The sequence below is a fragment of the Paracoccus methylarcula genome, assembly GCF_003007735.2.
Taxonomy (GTDB): domain Bacteria; phylum Pseudomonadota; class Alphaproteobacteria; order Rhodobacterales; family Rhodobacteraceae; genus Paracoccus; species Paracoccus methylarcula.
This window is the reverse complement of the sequence record NZ_PXNQ02000004.1, coordinates 281,301-300,315: the sequence shown is the minus strand read 5'-3', so window position 1 is coordinate 300,315 and position 19,015 is coordinate 281,301. Positions and strand designations below refer to the sequence as shown.

Below are 19,015 nucleotides of genomic sequence, written 5' to 3'. Positions count from 1 at the left end.
CATTGTGTCGTTGCCGGCATAACCATAGAAATCATCATCCCCGGAAGTTCCGTTAAGGACATCATTTCCCGCAGTACCAGTTATCGTGACCATAGCCATGCTCCGATTTTTCGCAATGCAACTGTAACCGACGACATTAGCTGTGCATCTGTGAACACGGTCAAGGAAAAGCAGATGTGTAAGATTACCTACCCAAAGCTGGTGACCAGCCTGCAAGGCGGATCGAAACTACAAGTATGGAGTGTGGCAGCTTCCCTGACATCCTGGCATTCTGGAGCGAAGAACGCCCGCGAGGGGATGATCCCTGCGGGCGCACGTCTTGATACTATCCATGTGATTCGCACAGAGCGCCATAAGCGGTCAAGGGCTTTTTTCGTCCCGATATCCGATCATGCGGTCCAGCGTGGCCCTGAGCGCCTCCAGGGCGGCTTTGCTGTTGCGGCCATTGGTCTGCCATCCGAAGTGATCGAGGACCTGCTTGATGCTGCAGTCCTGGAGACAGACCATGTCCACGAGATCGCGCGAGGTGAACAAGCCGCGCTGATCGGCGCCGCGTTGCGAGGGTCGGATGCGGCGGACCTGCAAGGCGGGTGCCGTGCCGATCCGGCGACGAATGCCGCTCAGTTCATTGGAAAGCTGCAGCCGCCGGTCCATCCAGTTGCCATTACCGCCGGAGCCGAAGGAACTCTCGAGCCGTGACAATCGGGTGCCGTCGGCAGACAGCCATTCATCCAGGTCGCGGTAATGACGGCCCATGGCGATCTGCCCGGGCTGCAGCGGAATATCCCGCTTGGTCCTGAGCGCCGCCGCGATCATCGCATCGAATACATCGGCTCCGCGAATGGCCTTGCGGCCACCATAGCCGCGATGCGCGCGCATCCATTGTTCGGCCCCGACCGGCAGCAATTCGATATTCTCTTCCCGCGCGATGCCGCCGCGCGCCGGGGCCGGGGCGATATCGGGGCCGCAATCCCAAGATTCAGGTATTGCGGCGGCATTCTTGATCGCCTGGAGGCGATTCGCCTCGGCCTCGGCCCGTTTCGCGATATCCGCCTCGGCCCCGATGCCGCGCCGATCCCTGTAGACGATTGCCGTTTCACGGCCTGCGCTCAACAATTGGTGCCCCTTATCTGCCAATATACTATCCTTTGTGTTCAGATTGTTTTCGGTGGGCTTGACGGGCTTGAGATAGAAGGAGTTGGGTTTGAGATTTCCCGGAAATCACGCAATTCGGTTGTTTGTTATCAAGGGGTTACATCTCTTTTTTGGGCTTGAGGGTCCGAAGGGCTTGAAATTGAAACCTATGCGGGGAAACGGTTCCCCCCTGCCCCCTCGAATATACGCGCGCGCACATACCTTGGATTTTCAGACCCGTCAGGCCCTCAAGCCCAAAAAATGCCTTCAACTCATTGATATCATTCATGGTGGCACCCCAGACCCCGGCACGGTCTCACGCCCGCCGCCCGCAGGCTTCACGCCCGTCCGGCCCAACACCGGTGCCCCGACATGCGTGACGGGCCCGCAGGCCCGCCAGATCGATGTGGAAATGAAGCCGGGGTGCGGGGTCAACGTGGCCATGAGTTCCATGCCTCCTGTGCCTCGGACGATCTTTTCCGGCTCGCGAACTCGTCGGTCAGGCGAATGCCCCGATATCCGGTGACTCCTGACTTGGCCGGACTGAATGTCTTCTGTCCATTCGGGTGACGCCAGGACTCGGCCTTCGCCTTGAGCCGCATCGAGACCGTGCGATTGCCCCATCTGGTTTCGCCTCGCTCCTCGATCCAGTAATTGAATGCCTCGATCAGCTCGCGCGAGGTCAGGAAATCCCCCTCATAACCCGTGACCTCGGTGGCATCGGCGAGGAAAGTGCCGATCGGATCGCTATCCTTGCGGTAATCGGCCGTGGCCGCCAGCACCTCTGGCGGCTCCTGCAGACCGCCTGACAGGTAATCGACCAGGCCCTCGATGAGCCAGTTGAGGATCCCGGATCGCTCGGCCCAGAGGATCTCGTCCATGTCCTTTTTTGGGATCCGCTTGTGTTCCGGGATCTGGACCGGGAACTGCACCAGCATGACCCGGCGCCAGATGCCGTCATCGCCGCCCCGGATATCGGGGAGATGGTTGCCGGAGATGGTGATCTTGAAGAACGGCGTGAAGGTGATCATGCCCGTGAACAGGTCGCGGATCATCATCGGCTCGCCGCCGGTCAGGGCCTTGACCAGGGCCTCCTGGAGCCGCTGGCCTTCCTCCGGCTCCGATGTTCTGACCATGCGCGAATTGATCAGCGGCATGAGATCGGGTTGGGATTCCGAGCCGGATTTCTTGTTCTTGCCGGTCAGCGACTCGATCTTCGCCGTGGCGGAATAGTCACCGAGCATCCGGGCGATGAGATCGACCAGCACCGATTTGCCATTCGCGCCGCCACCATGGAAGAAGGCCAGTTTCTGGACGTCCAGTCCGGTCATCGACAGGGCGAACCAGCGCTGCAGGAAGCGCCGCATCTCGATATTGGGCTGAATTTCCTTGAGGAACGCATCGAAACGCGGAGATTTGGCGCCCGGATCATATTCGACCGGCATGATCTTCGTCAGCAATTGCGCTCGATCATGCGCAATGAGCTGGAAATCCGCCATGGCCGACATGCCCGAGGCGGGGTCCGGGGGAATCCGGCGGAAGCGCAGCACGCCCGACAGGGTGTTGATGTCCAGATCGCCCTGGTCCAGCTCGTCGACGGTATGCGCCACCATGACCGATGCTTCGGCCGCCATGTTGGTCATCGGACCGGAATTGCCCGCATTCTTCGCATGTGTGAGACGGCGCCCGATGATGGTCTTATGGGATTTCAGGGCAGCATCGATGCCGCGCAAGCGGCCGGCGATATTGGAGAGTTCCTCCATCAACGTCTCGTCATCGGCATGGCCCGGCATGGCCTCGATCTCGATGCGGCGTTTGCGCAGGTCACGCTCCTCATTGAGCAGGTTCCGATCCCGTTTCGATGGCTGGATGTAGTCGATCTCCTGCTCGATCAACCCGGACATGCGCTGCGCCAGGCTCCGAATCCGCGGAGATACACCCCGGCTGATCTCGGCATCCCGCTCCCAACGCTTGCCGTCCCAGACTATCCAGCCATATTGCGAGACATAGCGGATATCCTCGCCGAAATGGATGATGAAGCGCCTGCCATTGCCGAGATCGTTCAGGGGTTGCCTGGCGGCCGCTTCGAACGGGTTGGGTGGCTGATCATCACTGCCCTGCCCGCCATCATCCGGTGGCGGCGGTGGCGGGGCGTAATCCTCGGGAAGTTCCGGGGCCTCCTGCGCAAATGTCATCCCTTCGGGCAGATCGATATCGTCGGTATTGGACAGCGCCGCGCGCGCCTGGTCGATGCGTTCATTCATCATCGCTTCCCATCAGAATGTCATTGAGGTCCCTGCCATCGCCCGGATAGGCGATGGCGCCGGAAAGGCCGGGCCGCAGCAGCATCGCCCGGCGCAGGCCCGCCTCGAGCTTCGCCCGGGTCAGCCGCCGGTCGCTGTCGCCGTCCTGGACGAAGACCAGGCGGCGCACCCAGCAGGCGGCACCCAGGCCCGGTCATCCTCCATATCGGGAATGCCGGCATATTTGAGACCGGGACCGAGCTTGCGTCGCCCGGCCATATTGCCGAGATCGACCCCGCACCAATAGGCGGCGGGTTCCGGATAGGCATTCGCGACCTGCGCCGAAAACGTGGTTTCCAGCCCCTCGCCCATCACCATGAGTCTCGCCTCCGGCGGCGAGGCCAGCCGGATCGCGCCGCCCTTCTTCGAACCCAGGACCTTCTTCGCGGGCAGGGTTTCGCCCTCCTTGCGGGGATCGGGCAGGATCAGCTTGCCCTTCGGCTGCGACAGGTCCAGCCAGGTGCGATGCACGGCGGTGACCCGGCCGGCCGGGTCGACCACCGCCGCGATCATCGCCGGGCCGCTATGCAAGACCTGCCACTTGTCGCACGCGCCCTCGGCCGGGATTGTATATCTCGCCTCCGGCTCGAAGCGGATGCTGGGCGGCAGCACCGGCAACAACTCCGGCGATATACCGCGCAGGGTCAGGTAATCGCGCAGCATGCTTCCTTCGGCGGGCCGGGCTGCGAAGAAGAGATCCCGGGCGGCGCGGATCGAACGGGCGCGGGCCTTTTCCTCGCTGGCGCGGCGCTGCCGGTCCGCTGCCTCCCTCCGCCGGCGCTGTTCGGCCAGCTGCACCGACGTCAATTCCTGCCGGGGGCCGATCAGCCAGTCCAGCGCCTCCGGAAATCCCATACCGAGCGCCAGCTGCACCAGGGCGATCTGATCGCCCTTCGCGCCGCAGCCCCGGCAGTTGAATATCTGTTTCGAGAGGTTGATCCCGAAGCGATCCCGGCCACCACAGCCGGGGCACGGACCGACCAGTTCACCGGCGGTCTTGACCAGGCCACTTATCTGCAGCCGATCGACCAGCTCCGCCATCGGGACGGCATGCGCCTCATCGATGCGGGGATCGGGATCAGTCATCGGAAGACTCCATCCATCCCATGGCCCGGGCATTGGCGATCTGGCGATGGCCGCGATCAGTCAGCACCAGGGCGCAGGCCCCATTCGCCGAAGGGACCTCTTCGACCCATCCGAGGGTTTTCATGGCCGCTGCGACATGAGGTTTGCGGCGCAGGGGAGATTGGGCCAGGAATGTCTTGCCTGCCTGGAATTCCGCGCTGTTGCGCGCCATCAAGGCGAGCATCTGCAACATCTCCGCGCGAAACCGGCGCAGCACGCTGCGGGCACCGGATTCCGTATAGGGGTCGTGGTAATGCTTGCTGGCGTCATGGCGCGCCGGGGTCAGGAACTCCGTCATCGCGCCCCCTTCGCCGCATCCCAATGCAGGGCCATGCACATCCGGTCGAATTCGTTCATCGCCAGTTTCAGCGGATATTCGATACTCACATGCGGGCCGAGATTGTCGCTGATCCGCTTTACCTCCCGGACAAGCGGCTGCAGCTCCGGGTAGGCCGAGGAGCGCTCGGCGGCGATTTCGAGGATCCGGACCATCATCTTGTGATTTTCGGGTTCTGCGATCAGCGGCGTGCGGCTCATCAGCTCCAGCCCGTGGATCATCGTTCGGTCATAGTGGGAAAGCTTCATGGGTCAGCCCTCGATATCGGAGCGCGACATTGGCCGGGGCCAAGTGGATCGCTCGACCGAGGACCAAAGCCTTTCGCCCGCATCGCTCAAAAGTTCTGGGTCACGACTAAAGCGCGGAAACTGCTCGGCGAATTCGTCGAGATCGCGCACGAGCGGATCTCCTGCATCAAGTGCGCGCCCGACCGCCGAAAGCGCCGAGGCCAGCGTCACGGGGTCAGGCAAGCCCTGGCGCGCCTTCATGGCGAGTTCCATGGTGATCATCCTGGCGCTGACGCGGTGCTGTGCGGTCATCCTCTGTCCCTCCTATCTCCGCCCGGCCACCAAGGGAGGAGGAATGGCGGCCGGGCGGTCGCATCGCCGTGGTGGGTGAGGCGGTGCGGATCACGAATAAAAGGACGGGGCGGCGAGCAGCTCGCCCCGCCAAGTCATCGGTGCCGAACAGGCAATGTCGACATCGATGGAAACTTCTGCCCCGCCGCCATAAGGCGGCTCTCGGCCGGGCCAGCCGCAGGTTCCACGGTCCCAGAACAAGTCCCGCCCGAGGCGGCCGGAACCGTGGCGAGTGGACGAACAGGTTCTGCGACCCAACCGTCTCCCCGCCCCGGGCAACCTGAAAGCCCGAAAGTCATGACGGCACCCCGACACATCGCATCAGAGTCAAGTCCCGATATTTCGGGATACTGGCGGCGATTCCGTCGAGAATGCGGTGCTTCGGCGGCTTACCCACCTTGCGATCGCTTGGCCCCCGCGCATAGCTGGATGTGCGGGGGAGCCTTATTGCCGTGAGGCTCCCCCGAGGTGAAGCTACCGCACCTAGCAAACGGTAGCGCCAGTGCGAATCAGAAGTAGCACCCACTGATTCGCCAGATGCCACGCAAGGAGAAAACATGGCACCTATGGATAGTCCCGAAACCGGGAATGAAGAAAACAGAGGCCGACTGATCATCCAAGAACGAGACGAAGCGTTTGAGGAACTTGCAGACCGCGTCGAGACTCTGGAACATGTCGTTGTCGCAATGATGGCCTTGGCGGTACGGAAGGATTCCGAATTGCGCCCGGCCATATACAAGGATCTGATGAAGCTGATCAGGGACATCGATAAAGACCCGGAAAACAACATGACGCCAGACAGAGAGTACCGGGCGAAAACCGATCTCGGGCAGACAATCGAGTTCATCAAGGACACGTTCATGGACAAAGCCTGACCTCAGCGCCAGCGATCGATAGCCGCCGCCTCGGCGGCTTCTACTGCGGCACGATGAGACGCTTCTTTCTCACGTTCACGCTGCTCATGGTTCCGCCGGGCCAGCTCCGCGCCCTGATCGTGAAGGTGAAGCCCTAGGGCCAAATTGATGTTGTTGATCATGCGCTCACAGGATAGCCGTACTTCCGGTGCGCTTGCTGCCCGCAGGCAATCCCACCAGGCTTCGCGGCATCTCCTGAAGTTTTCGTGGATATGGCGTTGACGGAATCTCGCCTCGCACCCCATCCCGACATAGGACCTGCAAATCGTACGGGCATCACTTTCAGTGATAGGATGCTCAGTTATTGCCTCAGGCTGCATGCGCTTCCAGCTGTAGGGACCACTATCGTATTCGTTCATTTGACGAACAGCGGCATCGGTTTCAGCGGGCTTGGCTAGCTTGGGCATTTCGGATTCCGTTGCGTGGTTTTTCATCACTTCCCCCTCATGATTTCCGCGTAGCGCGGCAGAGTCTCGACCGCGTAGTCGACATGCTGGCCGTAGGGCGCATTGAAGCCGTCGAACCAGTTGCAGGCCGTCTGAAAGGTCACGCCGAAATGGACGGCGCAGGCCTCGCGGCAACGGAAGCTGGCGATCATCAGCAGTGACCAGCGGCGCAGGAAGTCCCTGCGGTCGGGATGATGCGCGTGAACATGGGCGCGTCGGGCCGAGGCAGCGCTGCGGCCACGTCCGTCGAACGCATTGGCATGGGACATTGGATCGGGCAGCGTGTCAGGCTGCGTCCGTATCTTGGGACTGTTCATGGGAGGTCTCGCTTTGGTTGGATATTTGCCGACCCACCGCATCCGCACCAACAAAGCTGAACAGGCGATCTGGACACGGCATGCCAGCACCTTCGCAAAGCTTATTGATGACCAGAAACCATCTTGCCGGAAACTTGCCGTCCGTCACAGCATTGCTTACCGCAGTGACTTTTACGCCAAGAGAACGAGCGATGGTCGATCGACCAATCGCGTCGCATACATGGGCAGTCGTGATATCGGATACCTGAGTCATGTCCGATAGATAATCCAGTTTTTCTGGAATATCAATAATCCAGAACAGATTCATTCCAGAATTTCTGAATACGGATTACAAATCCAGCATGAACAGCGAACAAAAACATTCACTTGCACACACCGGCGACATGGGCATTGTTGCATGCGCAATTCGGCTGAAAGCGGCCAGATATGCTGCGGATTTAATGCAGACCGAACTCGCGACCAGTCTAGGCCTGAAGCGGACGACCAACATCAGCAATATGGAAAAGGCCCTCACCTTTCCCAACAGGGAGATCATGAGCTACTTTTTCCGAGAGCACAGAATAGACTTCAATTTTCTGATGAGCGGTCACTATTCTCAGCTACCTGGTGACGTGCAGGATCGCCTCTTCCCTGCGCTCGAAGTCGCAAATAATGAATGGGATCAAAGAGCAAGTTAAGGTTGATACCCAAGCGATAAGCCAACCCGCCAATCACGAACAAGACCCTGCTCATCCATCTTTCCTCCTCGCTCCGGAAATGGAACAATAAGCGAACATTTGCCGATGCTGCAAGACATGCAGGCTCAATTTCCATTTTTTTGTAATCGAATAGTTGATATTCCATTTTATCTGGAATACATCTTGGCCCATCGCAACCCGATGGAGACCATCGCAATGTCACTTCTTCCCGACGACGCCCTTGCCCGGCATCCGATCCATGATCAGGTCCGGAAGGTTCTGACCGACCCCGAGGCAGCCGCTGCCGCTGGCCCTGTCGCACGCAGGCTCGCCTGGTACATCCGATCGAATGCGCGAGGCCGCATTCTTCGGCAGTGTCATCGCCCGCCGATCGGTCGCGAGGGTGCACGGTGATGGAAGAGCATATCGTCACACGCCGCATCAGTCCGTATCACGCTTGGCAGGGGCCGGAGAGCGAAGCGCCAGACGCCCCACTGCCGATCGACTTGCCGGCCGTCGAGGATCATGAGGCACCATCGCCCCTGCAAGCCCTCAAGGCTCGCGATCTGATCTACATCGCCGTGGGCATGTTCGGCACCTTCGCGGGCGGTGTGCTGGCCGCATGGTGGCTGAAATGACTGACCCGCGCAAAGGCACCCACCATCGCGCCGGCGCATCCGGCGACGTCGTGCGCGAGATAGTCCACGCTCATCTGCTCGAATGCACCAGGCTCGGCGCCCGCGTTGCGGGCTGCACAGGCGCATCGTTCGTCACGTTGGGTATTGGCATCTGGGCAGCCGAGCTCGCGGAACAGGATGGGCGTGCGACGGCAATCTTGCTGCGCGCCCTAGCGGACATCATGGATCCGAAGAACAAGCCTGCGGCAAAGGCCGGTGCTGAAGCTCGCAGGCAATACGCGGTCAAGCAATTGCACCGCGCAGTAGACGTGGCGATGAGCCACGCGGAGGGGCGGGCATGACGACGTTCACCCCCGACCAACTCCGCGAGGCCTACGCCTTCCAGGTCCGCCAAGGCTATGTCAGCGACATGGGCCGCACTGCTGCAGCGATGCACCTTGCCGGTGATGATGCCGACGACGAACTGATCGAGAGGTTGGCGATCGCAATTGGACGAGCGGTGAAAAGCGCGCACGGCCAAGTCTCAAGCAAAGAATACGCCGCGCGCGTAATGCAGGCTTTCGACGACATGGATCACGTCGATCGTCGCGAGTTCCGAGAACGAAAAGCGGCCGTCGAGCGCCAGGCACGTCGGCGGCTTTAAGGAAACAGTGGAGACCATCATGGCACTGCCCTATGCATCCTCGACCGCCGGCCAGGCTCGCGAGAAGGAAATCCGCGACACGCTGCGCAGCACCGGCGCTTCCGCTGTCGGCTTCATGGTCGATGACGATGCCGACCAGATCATCGCACAATTCCGCCTGCATGGCCGTGAGATAACGATCCCGGTTCGGGTTGGCGCCTATGCGGAGGCCTGGCTGCGCGAGAACAAGCGTGGGCCGAGGACGAAGGAGTCGGATCACAACGTCAAGGCGCGGAAAGTGGCTGAAAGCGCTGCCTGGGCGATCATGGCCGATTGGATCAAGGCGCAGGCCGCGATGATGGCGGCTGGCTTCCTCGACACCGATGCAGCCTTCCTGCCTCATATCCACCTGCCTGACGGGCGGCGCGTGGGGGAGGCAATCACAACGACGGATGGACCGCTGCGCCTGCCGAAACCGAATTCCTGAATCTTGGAGGCCAAACATGACCGACGCACCCGATTTTCCCGACATCATCGCCGATCTCCGCGCACGCATCGCGCAGTTGCCTACGATCTCATACGAAAATGGCGACATCATGGATCAGCACCGTCGGCATAGGAAAGCCGCAAACGAACTCGGCGATTACCTGACCGCCACCTACGGCGCCCGGATCGCGGAAAAGCCCGAAGGCAACTGCATCACCATGCGGCGGATCAGTTCGACCAGTACGAGCGGTCTGCATGGTGCCTTCAGCAACTGGATTGCCGCCGCCGAAAAGCGGTTGGCTCAGCAGCCGGGAAAGTGAACCATGTCCGACTATCGACAAATCAACATCGACGGTATGTTCCCCGTAACACCGTCTTCGCAGCCGGCGCCGCAATTGATGTGGATCGAGATCGACAAGCTCGTGATCGACGATCGCTACCAGCGGCCACTGAACAGCGGCAATCTTGCCGCCATTCGCCGCATTGCAGGAGATTTTCGGTGGTCGCGATTTTCTCCGATCGTGGTCGCACCTGTCGAGGGCGGGAAATATGCCTTGATCGACGGACAACATCGCGCACATGCGGCAGCGCTATGCAGCTTCGAGAAGATCCCGGCCATGGTCGCCCTGGTCGCACCCGAAGAACAGGCGCTCGCCTTCATCGAGATCAATACCAGGCAGATCAGGGTCAACACGCAATCGGTGTATCGAGCCGCGCTGACAGCCGGTGAGACCTGGGCACTTCGGTGCCGCGAGGCCGTCTCCGATGCCGGCTGCAGGCTCATGTCCAGCAACTATACGACCAAGGCCAAGAAGCCCGGCATGGTGTTCGCTGTATCGCTGATCAAGAAGCTGATCGAGCGCGACCAGGACGCAGTGGTGACCAAGGGTCTGACCGCGTTGCTGGAATATGATCCCAATTCTGTCGCGAACTTCTCAAACGATCTGCTGACGCCGTGGCTCGGCGCGATCGCGGAAAGCCAGGTCGATGTAAACAACTGCCTTGCCGCTTTGCGCGAAAAACGTCCGTGGCTGGTGATCGAGGCTGCAGACAGGTTGGCTGCGGAAGATGGTCGTCCGAAGGCCGCTTGCCGGCGCGAGTTCTTCGCGATGCTGCTTCGGGGGAGGAAGGCTGCATGACCAGGCTTCGTCAGAACCCCCGAACGATGGCGCTTGCTTACCGTATCTGGGCCAATTGCCAAATCCACGGATGGTATCGCACCATTGCAGAAGTGGCCGACGCGCTCGGCGAGCCAGTCTCGACCATCCGGACGATCGTAAAGGCGCGAGGGTGGCAGGGCCGATTCCGCGCTGTGTCACCGACGACACTTGGCGCTTACAAGTTCACCCGCATCAATCTGACCGACGAAACCTTGGAGGCAATGTCCTGATGGACCGGTCGCCATGCATCTTGTCTTTCCAAGAGCCGCACGAGCTCGGCCGCGTGATCGCGTTCTGCGGCAACGCACCAGTCGGCCGTATCTACCCTCTCGGCGACGGCCGCGCGACCTGGGCGCTCGATCTCACCGATGACCGCGGCACCGCGAGATCGGTCCAGGCCGCGCAAGATGCACTGTCCGAGGCGTTCGGTCGCTGGCTGTCTACGGCAAGATTGGGACAGACATGAGCTCGCTCCATACCTTCCACGACCTGCGTCCCTTTGGAGGCTTCGATCTGTTCAGTCGCCAGCGCCGTGTAGGCTGGGTGATCTGGGGCAATGAAGCCGAGAAGTTTCAGGAGGCGACGATCTGATGGGACGGCCGCGCGCAACCTTTACGAAGACAGACATCAAGCGCGCCGTCCAGGGGGCACGTGAAGCTGATCCGAATAGCGTGATTGAGTTGGTGTTGGGGAGTGTCACAGTGCGCCTGGTCCCGAACGAACGAATCGTTGACCAGGTGAATGAACCGGACAAGTTTGGCCTACCCAAGCAATGGTAGAGCCAGACGAAATGAAACTCGACCTGCCCGGCCTCCTTAGGGAACGGCTGCCATCAGGCGCATACCGATATCGAGTCAGAGTCGAAGGGGAAAAAGCCCGCCGGATAAGGCTGACCGTCACCCCAGACCATCCCGAATTCATGGAACACTACCGCGCCGCGCGACGCGGTGTAGCTTTGGAGCCCACGATCGCCCCGGAGGACCGGGTGGTCAGGAACTCGGTTGCCTGGCTGACATATAAGCACGAAGCGGCCCTGGAGCGGCAGGTAGAAGCCGGATTGGCCTCCTCCTTGACCCTGAAGAAGCGTCGCCAGGTTATGAAGATACTACGGGAAGAGTATGGCGAATACGACATGCGAGTTCCGCAGATCAAAATCATCGAACTCCGCGACAAGATGATCGACACGCCAGCATGGGCGGACAGTGTCGTGGCAGGTATTCGCAGCATGTATCGTTGGGCCGTTGACGATGTCAAAATCTGCCAGATCAACCCCGCTATCGGGATCGGAACGATTGATCGCGGTAAAGGTGGTGCCGTGGCATGGACCGTGGCCGACCTGAAGAAGTATCGTCAGAAACACCCGCCAGGAACGACGGCCCACCTTGCCCTGACGCTATTCATGTTCACCGCGTGTCGTATCGGAGACGCAATTGAGCTTGGCCGAGGGAATGAGTTTACCCGTGACGGTATCCGGGGAATAGGTTGGCAGCCGCGAAAACGTGGATCCGCTCCGGTCGCAATCCCTATGCTGCCACCCCTCTTCAAAGCCACACGGGCCACCACAGTCCAGGGCCCTACCTACCTTCTCAACTACAAGGGCAAGCCGTTCGCCACTCCAGACAGTCTCGGACAGATGTTCCGGCGATGGTGCCGTGAAGCTGGGCTCGACGACCGGTCAAGTCATGGTATTCGCAAGGCGGCGGGACATCTCCTGGCCCAAGAAGGTTGCAGCCAGTATCAAATCATGTCGATCCACGGACATACTCAGGCAAAGACCTCAGAGATCTACACCAAGGGTGTCGAAAGGTGGCGGATGGCGGCAGACGCGATGAAGCGCCTGGAAGGCATGGAATGGTGAACAGACCGCGAATTTCGTGGGACACCCTCTACGTAACCCATTGATTCATAACGGGCTGCAAATCCCTACCATGGGACACTCTTGGATTGAAATCATTAAATAAATTCATTTGATCGTATCCCATCACCCGCTCCATCCTTTCCCCGGAGCATCTTTCGCGAAGGCCCGCAGCCACGGGTCCCGCAATGCGGTCTCGATCCTTCGCGGGGCGCACAATTCAACGCCGGGTCCGTTCGCCCCTGAACGGGGCTAGCCGCGCAGAGCGCCGCCCGTCGCTTTCCGGACCTTGTCGATGATCTTCTGGCTGACGGCCTCGATCTCGGCATCGGTCAGGGTCTTGTCGCGCGGCTGCATGCGGGCGGTGATGGCGATGGATTTCCTGCCATCCTCCAGCCCGGTGAACTGGTCGAACACGGTCACACGCTCGATCAGCGCCTTGTCGGCGCCGGCGGCGGCATTCACGAGCGTCAATGCCTCGACCATTGGGTCGACGACAAAGGCGAAATCGCGCTCGACCGCCTGCAGTTCAGAGATATCCAGCGCCGACCGCGTCGCGGTTTTCACCTTGGGGAAGGGGATATTGGCGATGCGGATGGTGAAAGCCACGGCAGGGCCCTTGACATCCATGTCGCGCAGCACCCGGGGATGGATTTCCCCGAATGTCGCCAGCACATTGGGACCAAGCACGATATTGCCCGCGCGGCCCGGATGCCACCAGCCGTCCAGCTTGCGGTTGATCTGCGCCTTGGCGGGTGCGCCGATGGTGGCCAGCACCGCCCCGGCATCCGCCTTGGCGTCATAGAGATCCACCTTGCGACGACTGCCGAAGGGATCACGCGGAGCAGTGGCGCCGACCAGCAAGCCGGTCAGTTGCGTCGCCTGCTCGCCCGGTTCCCCACCGGCAAAGACAGGCCCCATCTCGAACAGGGCCAGATCGGCGAAACCGCGTGCCTGGTTGCGGGCAGCGGCGGCCAGCAGGCCGGGCAGCAGATCGGGGCGCAGATGGGTCATCTCGCTGCTGATCGGGTTCTCGACCCGCACCGCATCCGCACCGCCGCCGAACAGGCTGGCGGCTGCCTGATCGATGAAACTGTAGGTGACGCATTCATTGTAACCCAGGGCCGCAGCCTGCCGCCGCGCCGCGCTTTCCCGCACCTGCAAGGGCGTCAGGATTGGCTTCGGCACACCGGGCCTCAGGCGCGGCAGCGGCTTGCCCTCCAGCCCGGTGAGGCTGGCGATACGGGCGATTTCCTCGACCAGATCGGCCTCGCCCTGCACATCGGGGCGCCACGAGGGAACATGCGCCATGTCACCCTCCAGCCGGAAGCCGAGCGCTTCGAGCGTGGCGCGTTGAGTCGCCTCGGGGATGTCGAGTCCGACAAGGCTGGCAGTGCGCGACGGATCCAGGCGATAGGCGCGGGCGGTATCGGGGACGGCACCGGCGGTCACCACCTCGGAGGGCTCTCCACCGCATAGATCCATGATCATCCGCGTGGCGAGATCCAGCCCCTGCAGGGTGAATTCCGGATCGATGCCGCGTTCGAACCGGTAACGCGCATCCGAACTGATCTTCAGCACCCGGCCGGTCGCGGCGGTGCTGACCGGATCGAAATAGGCGGCCTCGATGAACACATCCGTGGTGTCCTCCTGCGAGCCCGTGGCCGCGCCGCCCATCACCCCGGCAATGCTTTCGGGACCGTTCTCATCACAGATGACCACGGCGCCTTCGGGCATGCGATAGGTCTTGTCGTCCAGCGCAAGAATTTCTTCGCCCTCCTGCGCCGCACGCAGGGTCAGGTTGCCCGAGACCTTCGCCGCATCGAACACATGCAGCGGGCGGTTCAGATCATAGGTGAAGAAATTGGTGATATCGACCAGCAGGTTGATCGGACGCAAGCCGATGGCCGTCAGGCGCTTCTGCAGCCATGCCGGGCTGGGGCCGTTCTTGACCCCGCGCAGCACCCGCCCCGAGAAGAACGGCGCCTTGGCAGCAACCTCCGGCTCGATGGTGACGCCGATCGGACAGGGGAAGACAGGCGTGATGCCGGCCTCGCGCAGCGGCTTCAGCCGGCCCAGACCCCTCGCCGCCAGATCGCGGGCGATGCCGCGAACACCAAGCGCGTCGGGGCGGTTCGGCGTGATCGCGATATCGATCATCGGATCGATCTTTTCCGGCGCGTTCTGTGCCAGCCAGTCCACGAATTTCTGGCCGACCTCCCCCGAGGGCAACTCGATGATGCCGTCATGCTCGTCCGACAGTTCCAGCTCGCGCTCCGAGGCCATCATGCCGTGGCTCTCGACTCCGCGGATCTTGCCGACGCTCAGGGTGACGTCGATGCCGGGAACATAATCCCCCGGCTTGGCCAATACGACGGTGATCCCTTCGCGCGCGTTGGGCGCACCGCAGACGATCTGCTTCTCACCCTCGTCGGTCAGCACCCGGCAAAGCTTCAGCCGGTCGGCATCTGGATGCTGCTCGGCATGGACCACGCGCGCCAGCGTAAAGGCACCCAAACGCGCAGCGGGGTCCGAGACCTCCTCGACCTCAAGGCCAAGATCGGTCAGCGCCTCGGTAATCTGGTCGAGGGTGGCCGTGGTGTCGAGATGCTCTTTAAGCCAGGAAAGGGTGAATTTCATGTCGCAACCGTCCGTTCGGGCCCGCGCCCGCTATGATTTCCCCGGTTCCTAGCGCAAGCCTGCGGGGATTGGTAGGGCCGGACCTGCTTATCAGGCCGAATCCGCGTCGCCCTTCTTCTTTGTCCAAATACCTTGCAGGGTCACCGGTAGATCGCACCATCGGTTCAAGGGACCTGCCGGTGACGGGGTGAAAAATTCCCGGCCGTCGCGGGACGCGAGGACCGCCCCGGAACAGCCGCCCCGATTCACGTTTCGGCAGCAGCAAGAACCCCGGGAATCACCCGGGCGAGGCGCTCCGCCCATTCGGCCTGCCCCGCCTCGGTTGCGATCAGGTCGTTGCGCAACTCGATCAGCACGTTGGGGCGGCCATGGTCCAATGCGTGACGATCGATCGAATCGCCTTCGAGATGGCCGGTATAGGGCTGGTTCTCGCCGGTCACCCAGCCCTCCTCGCGGCAGGCCTGAACCATGGCTGGGCCAAGCCGGGTATCGCGGTGGGAATAGAGGATACCGACCTGCCACGGGCGCGGCGGGCGCCCGCGCAATTGCGGGGTAAAGCTGTGAATGGCACAGATGCAGCGGGCGGGATGCCGGCCTGCAAGCCGCTCCAGCGCCTCGTGATAGGGGCGGTGCAGGCGGTCGAGGCGGCGTTCCCGCTCGGCCCCGTCGGCCAGCTTGTTGGCGGGAATCACCGTGCCGTCATAAAGGCGCATGAGCAGGGTCGGATCATCCTCGCCCCGGTTCGGATCGATCACGAGGCGCGAGAAATCGGAAAAGATCGCCGGAGCGTCCAGCAACGCGGCCAGCTTGTCCGCCAGCCCCGCCGCCCCCACGTCATAGGCGATATGACGCGCCATATCCGCTGCCCCGATCCCCAGATCCCCACCATTCAGCCAGCCGGGCACCCGGTTGGTCGCGTGATCGCAGGTAATCAGCCAGCGCGAGGGCCTGTCCTCGCCCGATATCCAGTATGCGCGTTCCGTCATGCCGTTGTTACCATTCATGTTAACCGCCGTTTAAGCCAGTCTCGCTACAGACGCCAGTTGCCGCGAAGCGGCGTTTGCGCCATAGATAGCGCTAAACCTGCATGGGGATTCAACATGAGACGACACCGCAACGTGAAAATCGTGGCCACATTGGGGCCGGCCTCCAGCAGCAAGGAAATGATCCGCGCGTTGTTCGATGCCGGGGCGGATGTCTTTCGCCTCAACATGAGCCATGGCGACCATGACGATCACCGCGCGCGGCATGCCACGATTCGCGAGATCGAGGCGGAGGTCGGGCGCCCCATCGCGATCCTCGCCGATCTGCAGGGGCCGAAACTGCGTGTCGGTCCCTTCGCTGCGGGCGGGCATGAACTGGAAGAGGGCGACAGGTTCCGTTTTGACCTGGATGCCGCTCCGGGGGATGCCGGCCGGGTTCAGTTGCCGCATCCCGAGATCTTCGCCGCGCTTGAGCCGGGGGCGGAACTGCTGGTCAATGATGGCAAGGTCGCGCTGCGGGTCGATAGCTGCGGCAAGGATTTCGCCGAATGCACGGTCACCGTGGGCGGCACGATCTCGGACCGCAAGGGCGTGAACGTGCCGGACGTGATCCTGCCGCTTGCCGCCCTGTCCGACAAGGATCGCGAGGACCTGGAATTCGCCTGCGAGCTCGGCGTGGACTGGCTAGCCCTGTCCTTCGTGCAGCGCGCCGCCGATGTCGAAGAGGCCAAGGCCCTGGCCAAGGGCCGCGCCGCCGTGATGTCCAAGATCGAGAAACCCGCCGCCGTGAAGGCATTCGAAGAGATCCTGAAGGCCTCGGACGGGATCATGGTCGCGCGCGGCGATCTGGGGGTCGAACTGCCGATCCATTCGGTGCCGCCGATCCAGAAACGGCTGGTCCGCCGCTGTCGTGCCGCCGCCAAGCCGGTGATCGTCGCAACCCAGATGCTGGAATCGATGATCGAAAGCCCGATTCCCACGCGAGCCGAGGTCAGCGATGTCGCCAATGCCATCTATGAAGGCGCCGATGCCGTGATGCTTTCGGCCGAAAGCGCGGCGGGCGATTACCCGATCGAGGCGGTCACGACGATGGACAGCGTCGCCCGCTCGGTCGAGGCGGATCCGAATTACCGCAACATCATCGAAGCCTCGCGCAGCGCCAAGCTGCACAGCGTCGCCGACGCGATCGTGACCGCCGCCCGCGAGATCGCCGAAACCACGGAGGTCGCCGCGATCTGCGCCTTCAGCCAATCCGGCGCGACGGTCAGCCTTGTCGCCCGCGAACGTCCGCGCGTGCCGATCCTGGCGCTGAGCCCGATCGAATCGGTCGTGCGCCGCATGTGCCTGACATGGGGCACCCATTGCGTCATCACGCCGCGCCTGACCCGCTTCAAGGAGGCGGTGGTGAACGCGACGCGCGCCGCCCGCGATTACGGCTTTGCCGACGAGACGCGGCAGGTGGTGGTCATGGCCGGGGTGCCCTTCAACGTGCCGGGGACGACCAATATCCTGCGTATCGCGCCCTGCGACGAGCGGTTGATTTACGCCACCGATCCGGAATAAGGCTCGAAGGGTCAAGAAAGCGGGGGTCCGATGTCCAACCTGTCCGATTACATGCTGCTGGCCGGTGTCGCGCTTTGCGTGATCTCGGTCATCGCCGCGATTGTGCAGCTTTTGCAGACCGAGCCGCCGCGCGGCGCGGTCATCACGCTGCTGCTCGGGATCGTGATGATCTTCGCCGGTGCCTATACCGCGCCAAAACCGTTCCATCCGCAGGACATCCTGTCGGCATGGACACGCGTGACCGGGGGTGAGGCCGCGGACGAAGCTGCAGGGGGCGACGCGACCGAAGAAGGCGAAACCGCGGCAGAAGCCGAAGCGCCCGCCAACTGAGAAGGGCCTGCCACCCTCTTGCCAAATCATCCCGGCGCGTCTATATGGCGCGCTTCCAATCCCGCACGGCCGGCCCGGATGGCATTGCCGAGTCGTGCGTTCACTCTGACGAATGGAGACGAAAATGCCGAAGATGAAGACCAAAGCGGCCGCCAAGAAGCGGTTCTCGATGACGGCCTCGGGCAAGGTGAAATCCGCCCAGGCCGGCAAGCGGCACGGCATGATCAAGCGCACCACGAAATTCATCCGCGATGCGCGCGGCACCACCGTCCTGTCGGACGCGGATGCCAAGATCGTCAAGAAATACATGCCCTATAACCGCTGATCGAAGGAACGTAAGCAATGGCACGAGTGAAATCCGGCAAGGTCACCCACGCCCGCCACAAGAAGGTTCTGAAGGCGGCGAAAGGCTATTACGGCGCGCGTTCGCGCAATTTCCGCACCGCCACGCAGGCTGTGGACAAGGCAAACCAATACGCCACCCGCGACCGCAAGAACCGCAAGCGCAATTTCCGCGCCCTGTGGATCCAGCGGATCAACGCCGCCGTGCGTCTGGTCGATGCCGATCTGACCTATTCCCGCTTCATCAACCTGCTGTCGAAGGCAGGGATCGAAGTTGACCGCAAGGTTCTGGCCGACCTGGCCGTGAACGAGCCCGAAGCCTTCGGCGCAATCGTCGAAAAGGCGAAAGCCGCGGCCTGATTCGAGCCGAATCGGAACCGAAAAGCCCGTCCCCGGACGGGCTTTTTTCATATGCCCATCACGGAACGATCACCGTTTTGCGCATGATCTTGCGATTGTGGCAGGACATGTTGATGGCTAACCTGCAGCCATGACACGCATTCTGCGGAACCTGACACAAGAGCGGCCGATCCTGGCGGTCATCGCCACATTGGCGATTTTCGAC

Annotated in this window: 29 protein-coding genes; 16 read left to right on the top strand and 13 right to left on the bottom strand. The window is 61.9% G+C overall.

Features of this window, described 5'->3' with window-relative positions; genetic code table 11:
• From A7A09_RS22070 to A7A09_RS08910, 8 genes are all read right to left on the bottom strand, one after another.
• Window positions 1-93: hypothetical protein (locus tag A7A09_RS22070; protein ID WP_366465715.1), on the bottom strand; the 93-nt coding region annotated here is incomplete at its 3' end.
• Window positions 94-360: 267 nt separating this feature from the next.
• Window positions 361-1,137: a hypothetical protein gene (locus tag A7A09_RS08935; RefSeq protein ID WP_245999239.1), complete on the bottom strand. Its 777-nt coding sequence runs from the start codon at window positions 1,135-1,137 to the stop codon at window positions 361-363.
• Window positions 1,138-1,565: 428 nt separating this feature from the next.
• Complete coding sequence (locus tag A7A09_RS08930; RefSeq protein WP_170167054.1) at window positions 1,566-3,398, bottom strand: DNA primase family protein; 1,833 nt, start codon at window positions 3,396-3,398, stop codon at window positions 1,566-1,568.
• Complete coding sequence (locus tag A7A09_RS21400) at window positions 3,391-3,567, bottom strand: hypothetical protein (RefSeq protein WP_245999238.1); 177 nt, start codon at window positions 3,565-3,567, stop codon at window positions 3,391-3,393. Before A7A09_RS21400 ends, A7A09_RS08930 begins: the two co-directional genes overlap by 8 nt.
• Complete coding sequence (locus A7A09_RS08925) at window positions 3,519-4,523, bottom strand: DUF7146 domain-containing protein (RefSeq protein ID WP_245999237.1); 1,005 nt, start codon at window positions 4,521-4,523, stop codon at window positions 3,519-3,521. The genes A7A09_RS21400 and A7A09_RS08925 overlap by 49 nt, the downstream gene beginning before the upstream one ends.
• Entirely contained in the window at window positions 4,516-4,860 is a 345-nt protein-coding gene (locus tag A7A09_RS08920) for a hypothetical protein (protein WP_106691046.1), read from the bottom strand. Before A7A09_RS08920 ends, A7A09_RS08925 begins: the two co-directional genes overlap by 8 nt.
• Window positions 4,857-5,147, bottom strand: a complete 291-nt coding sequence (locus tag A7A09_RS08915) for a hypothetical protein (protein ID WP_106691045.1) — start codon at window positions 5,145-5,147, stop codon at window positions 4,857-4,859. The genes A7A09_RS08920 and A7A09_RS08915 overlap by 4 nt, the downstream gene beginning before the upstream one ends.
• A gap of 3 nt (window positions 5,148-5,150) precedes the next feature.
• On the bottom strand, window positions 5,151-5,438 hold the full coding sequence (locus A7A09_RS08910) for a hypothetical protein (protein ID WP_106691044.1): 288 nt from the start codon (window positions 5,436-5,438) through the stop codon (window positions 5,151-5,153).
• Window positions 5,439-6,034: 596 nt separating this feature from the next.
• Between A7A09_RS08910 and A7A09_RS08905 the strand changes: the two genes are divergently transcribed.
• Complete coding sequence (locus A7A09_RS08905) at window positions 6,035-6,352, top strand: hypothetical protein (RefSeq protein WP_148043634.1); 318 nt, start codon at window positions 6,035-6,037, stop codon at window positions 6,350-6,352.
• 2 nt (window positions 6,353-6,354) lie between these two features.
• Here the strand turns inward: A7A09_RS08905 and A7A09_RS08900 are convergent, their stop codons facing one another.
• The 3 genes from A7A09_RS08900 to A7A09_RS20515 are packed head-to-tail and all read right to left on the bottom strand — an operon-like array spanning window position 6,355 to window position 7,461.
• Window positions 6,355-6,825, bottom strand: coding sequence for a hypothetical protein (locus tag A7A09_RS08900; protein WP_106691042.1), 471 nt, complete (start codon window positions 6,823-6,825; stop codon window positions 6,355-6,357).
• Window positions 6,825-7,154 carry a hypothetical protein gene (locus A7A09_RS08895; RefSeq protein ID WP_106691041.1) on the bottom strand — a complete coding sequence of 110 codons (330 nt, stop codon included), beginning with the start codon at window positions 7,152-7,154 and terminating at the stop codon, window positions 6,825-6,827. The genes A7A09_RS08900 and A7A09_RS08895 overlap by 1 nt, the downstream gene beginning before the upstream one ends.
• Window positions 7,123-7,461, bottom strand: coding sequence for a hypothetical protein (locus A7A09_RS20515; RefSeq protein WP_148043633.1), 339 nt, complete (start codon window positions 7,459-7,461; stop codon window positions 7,123-7,125). Before A7A09_RS20515 ends, A7A09_RS08895 begins: the two co-directional genes overlap by 32 nt.
• A 34-nt stretch (window positions 7,462-7,495) precedes the next feature.
• On the opposite strand from A7A09_RS20515, the gene A7A09_RS08890 reads away from it, so the two are divergent.
• The 11 genes from A7A09_RS08890 to A7A09_RS08835 all read left to right on the top strand — a co-directional run bounded on the left by A7A09_RS08890 (window position 7,496) and on the right by A7A09_RS08835 (window position 12,595).
• A complete protein-coding gene (locus A7A09_RS08890) occupies window positions 7,496-7,831 on the top strand; it encodes a helix-turn-helix domain-containing protein (protein WP_245999236.1) in 336 nt (111 codons plus the stop codon).
• A 105-nt stretch (window positions 7,832-7,936) separates the two neighbouring features.
• On the top strand, window positions 7,937-8,245 hold the full coding sequence (locus tag A7A09_RS08885; RefSeq protein ID WP_106691040.1) for a hypothetical protein: 309 nt from the start codon (window positions 7,937-7,939) through the stop codon (window positions 8,243-8,245).
• Window positions 8,245-8,469, top strand: a complete 225-nt coding sequence (locus A7A09_RS08880; RefSeq protein ID WP_106691039.1) for a hypothetical protein — start codon at window positions 8,245-8,247, stop codon at window positions 8,467-8,469. The genes A7A09_RS08885 and A7A09_RS08880 overlap by 1 nt, the downstream gene beginning before the upstream one ends.
• A complete protein-coding gene (locus A7A09_RS08875) occupies window positions 8,466-8,810 on the top strand; it encodes a hypothetical protein (protein WP_211341081.1) in 345 nt (114 codons plus the stop codon). The genes A7A09_RS08880 and A7A09_RS08875 overlap by 4 nt, the downstream gene beginning before the upstream one ends.
• Entirely contained in the window at window positions 8,807-9,112 is a 306-nt protein-coding gene (locus A7A09_RS08870; protein WP_106691038.1) for a hypothetical protein, read from the top strand. Before A7A09_RS08875 ends, A7A09_RS08870 begins: the two co-directional genes overlap by 4 nt.
• Before the next feature lie 19 nt (window positions 9,113-9,131).
• Window positions 9,132-9,578, top strand: a complete 447-nt coding sequence (locus tag A7A09_RS08865) for a hypothetical protein (RefSeq protein ID WP_106691037.1) — start codon at window positions 9,132-9,134, stop codon at window positions 9,576-9,578.
• Window positions 9,579-9,594: 16 nt separating this feature from the next.
• Window positions 9,595-9,897, top strand: a complete 303-nt coding sequence (locus tag A7A09_RS08860) for a hypothetical protein (protein WP_106691036.1) — start codon at window positions 9,595-9,597, stop codon at window positions 9,895-9,897.
• Window positions 9,898-9,900: 3 nt separating this feature from the next.
• The gene (locus A7A09_RS08855) at window positions 9,901-10,716 is read left to right on the top strand and encodes a ParB N-terminal domain-containing protein (RefSeq protein WP_106691035.1); all 816 of its coding nucleotides are present in this window, start codon (window positions 9,901-9,903) and stop codon (window positions 10,714-10,716) included.
• A complete protein-coding gene (locus A7A09_RS08850; RefSeq protein ID WP_106691034.1) occupies window positions 10,713-10,967 on the top strand; it encodes a hypothetical protein in 255 nt (84 codons plus the stop codon). Before A7A09_RS08855 ends, A7A09_RS08850 begins: the two co-directional genes overlap by 4 nt.
• Before the next feature lie 232 nt (window positions 10,968-11,199).
• Window positions 11,200-11,328 (top strand): hypothetical protein, encoded by a 129-nt coding sequence (locus A7A09_RS21830; protein ID WP_281277456.1) that lies wholly within the window; start codon window positions 11,200-11,202, stop codon window positions 11,326-11,328.
• A 199-nt stretch (window positions 11,329-11,527) separates the two neighbouring features.
• On the top strand, window positions 11,528-12,595 hold the full coding sequence (locus A7A09_RS08835) for a tyrosine-type recombinase/integrase (protein WP_106691086.1): 1,068 nt from the start codon (window positions 11,528-11,530) through the stop codon (window positions 12,593-12,595).
• A 249-nt stretch (window positions 12,596-12,844) separates the two neighbouring features.
• Here the strand turns inward: A7A09_RS08835 and pheT are convergent, their stop codons facing one another.
• Entirely contained in the window at window positions 12,845-15,232 is a 2,388-nt protein-coding gene (gene pheT, locus A7A09_RS08830; RefSeq protein ID WP_106691031.1) for a phenylalanine--tRNA ligase subunit beta, read from the bottom strand.
• 245 nt (window positions 15,233-15,477) lie between these two features.
• Entirely contained in the window at window positions 15,478-16,218 is a 741-nt protein-coding gene (locus tag A7A09_RS08825) for an N-formylglutamate amidohydrolase (protein WP_106691030.1), read from the bottom strand.
• 114 nt (window positions 16,219-16,332) lie between these two features.
• Here A7A09_RS08825 and pyk point away from each other — a divergent pair, with 114 nt between their 5' ends.
• The 4 genes from pyk to rplT all read left to right on the top strand — a co-directional run bounded on the left by pyk (window position 16,333) and on the right by rplT (window position 18,810).
• A complete protein-coding gene (pyk, locus tag A7A09_RS08820) occupies window positions 16,333-17,778 on the top strand; it encodes a pyruvate kinase (protein ID WP_106691029.1) in 1,446 nt (481 codons plus the stop codon).
• A 30-nt stretch (window positions 17,779-17,808) separates the two neighbouring features.
• Entirely contained in the window at window positions 17,809-18,108 is a 300-nt protein-coding gene (locus A7A09_RS08815; protein WP_106691028.1) for a hypothetical protein, read from the top strand.
• Between the two features lie 124 nt (window positions 18,109-18,232).
• Complete coding sequence (gene rpmI / locus A7A09_RS08810; protein ID WP_106691085.1) at window positions 18,233-18,433, top strand: 50S ribosomal protein L35; 201 nt, start codon at window positions 18,233-18,235, stop codon at window positions 18,431-18,433.
• A gap of 17 nt (window positions 18,434-18,450) precedes the next feature.
• A complete protein-coding gene (rplT, locus tag A7A09_RS08805; protein WP_106691027.1) occupies window positions 18,451-18,810 on the top strand; it encodes a 50S ribosomal protein L20 in 360 nt (119 codons plus the stop codon).
• Window positions 18,811-19,015 lie beyond the last annotated feature (205 nt).

Excerpts from the sequence above, each read along its gene's own strand:
- rplT (WP_106691027.1), top strand. The coding sequence starts at position 18,451 with ATGGCACGAGTGAAATCCGGCAAGGTCACCCACGCCCGCCACAAGAAG.
- A7A09_RS08885 (WP_106691040.1), top strand. The coding sequence starts at position 7,937 with ATGCTGCAAGACATGCAGGCTCAATTTCCATTTTTTTGTAATCGAATA.
- A7A09_RS08900 (WP_106691042.1), bottom strand. The coding sequence starts at position 6,825 with ATGAAAAACCACGCAACGGAATCCGAAATGCCCAAGCTAGCCAAGCCC.
- A7A09_RS21830 (WP_281277456.1), top strand. The coding sequence starts at position 11,200 with ATGAGCTCGCTCCATACCTTCCACGACCTGCGTCCCTTTGGAGGCTTC.
- A7A09_RS08825 (WP_106691030.1), bottom strand. The coding sequence starts at position 16,218 with ATGACGGAACGCGCATACTGGATATCGGGCGAGGACAGGCCCTCGCGC.
- A7A09_RS08855 (WP_106691035.1), top strand. The coding sequence starts at position 9,901 with ATGTCCGACTATCGACAAATCAACATCGACGGTATGTTCCCCGTAACA.
- A7A09_RS08910 (WP_106691044.1), bottom strand. The coding sequence starts at position 5,438 with ATGACCGCACAGCACCGCGTCAGCGCCAGGATGATCACCATGGAACTC.
- A7A09_RS08850 (WP_106691034.1), top strand. The coding sequence starts at position 10,713 with ATGACCAGGCTTCGTCAGAACCCCCGAACGATGGCGCTTGCTTACCGT.
- pheT (WP_106691031.1), bottom strand. The coding sequence starts at position 15,232 with ATGAAATTCACCCTTTCCTGGCTTAAAGAGCATCTCGACACCACGGCC.
- A7A09_RS08815 (WP_106691028.1), top strand. The coding sequence starts at position 17,809 with ATGTCCAACCTGTCCGATTACATGCTGCTGGCCGGTGTCGCGCTTTGC.
- A7A09_RS08860 (WP_106691036.1), top strand. The coding sequence starts at position 9,595 with ATGACCGACGCACCCGATTTTCCCGACATCATCGCCGATCTCCGCGCA.
- A7A09_RS08890 (WP_245999236.1), top strand. The coding sequence starts at position 7,496 with ATGAACAGCGAACAAAAACATTCACTTGCACACACCGGCGACATGGGC.
- A7A09_RS08895 (WP_106691041.1), bottom strand. The coding sequence starts at position 7,154 with ATGAACAGTCCCAAGATACGGACGCAGCCTGACACGCTGCCCGATCCA.
- A7A09_RS08865 (WP_106691037.1), top strand. The coding sequence starts at position 9,132 with ATGGCACTGCCCTATGCATCCTCGACCGCCGGCCAGGCTCGCGAGAAG.
- A7A09_RS08925 (WP_245999237.1), bottom strand. The coding sequence starts at position 4,523 with ATGACTGATCCCGATCCCCGCATCGATGAGGCGCATGCCGTCCCGATG.
- A7A09_RS08930 (WP_170167054.1), bottom strand. The coding sequence starts at position 3,398 with ATGAATGAACGCATCGACCAGGCGCGCGCGGCGCTGTCCAATACCGAC.
- pyk (WP_106691029.1), top strand. The coding sequence starts at position 16,333 with ATGAGACGACACCGCAACGTGAAAATCGTGGCCACATTGGGGCCGGCC.
- A7A09_RS08915 (WP_106691045.1), bottom strand. The coding sequence starts at position 5,147 with ATGAAGCTTTCCCACTATGACCGAACGATGATCCACGGGCTGGAGCTG.
- A7A09_RS08835 (WP_106691086.1), top strand. The coding sequence starts at position 11,528 with ATGAAACTCGACCTGCCCGGCCTCCTTAGGGAACGGCTGCCATCAGGC.
- A7A09_RS08875 (WP_211341081.1), top strand. The coding sequence starts at position 8,466 with ATGACTGACCCGCGCAAAGGCACCCACCATCGCGCCGGCGCATCCGGC.
- A7A09_RS08870 (WP_106691038.1), top strand. The coding sequence starts at position 8,807 with ATGACGACGTTCACCCCCGACCAACTCCGCGAGGCCTACGCCTTCCAG.
- rpmI (WP_106691085.1), top strand. The coding sequence starts at position 18,233 with ATGCCGAAGATGAAGACCAAAGCGGCCGCCAAGAAGCGGTTCTCGATG.
- A7A09_RS08880 (WP_106691039.1), top strand. The coding sequence starts at position 8,245 with ATGGAAGAGCATATCGTCACACGCCGCATCAGTCCGTATCACGCTTGG.
- A7A09_RS20515 (WP_148043633.1), bottom strand. The coding sequence starts at position 7,461 with ATGAATCTGTTCTGGATTATTGATATTCCAGAAAAACTGGATTATCTA.
- A7A09_RS08905 (WP_148043634.1), top strand. The coding sequence starts at position 6,035 with ATGGCACCTATGGATAGTCCCGAAACCGGGAATGAAGAAAACAGAGGC.
- A7A09_RS08920 (WP_106691046.1), bottom strand. The coding sequence starts at position 4,860 with ATGACGGAGTTCCTGACCCCGGCGCGCCATGACGCCAGCAAGCATTAC.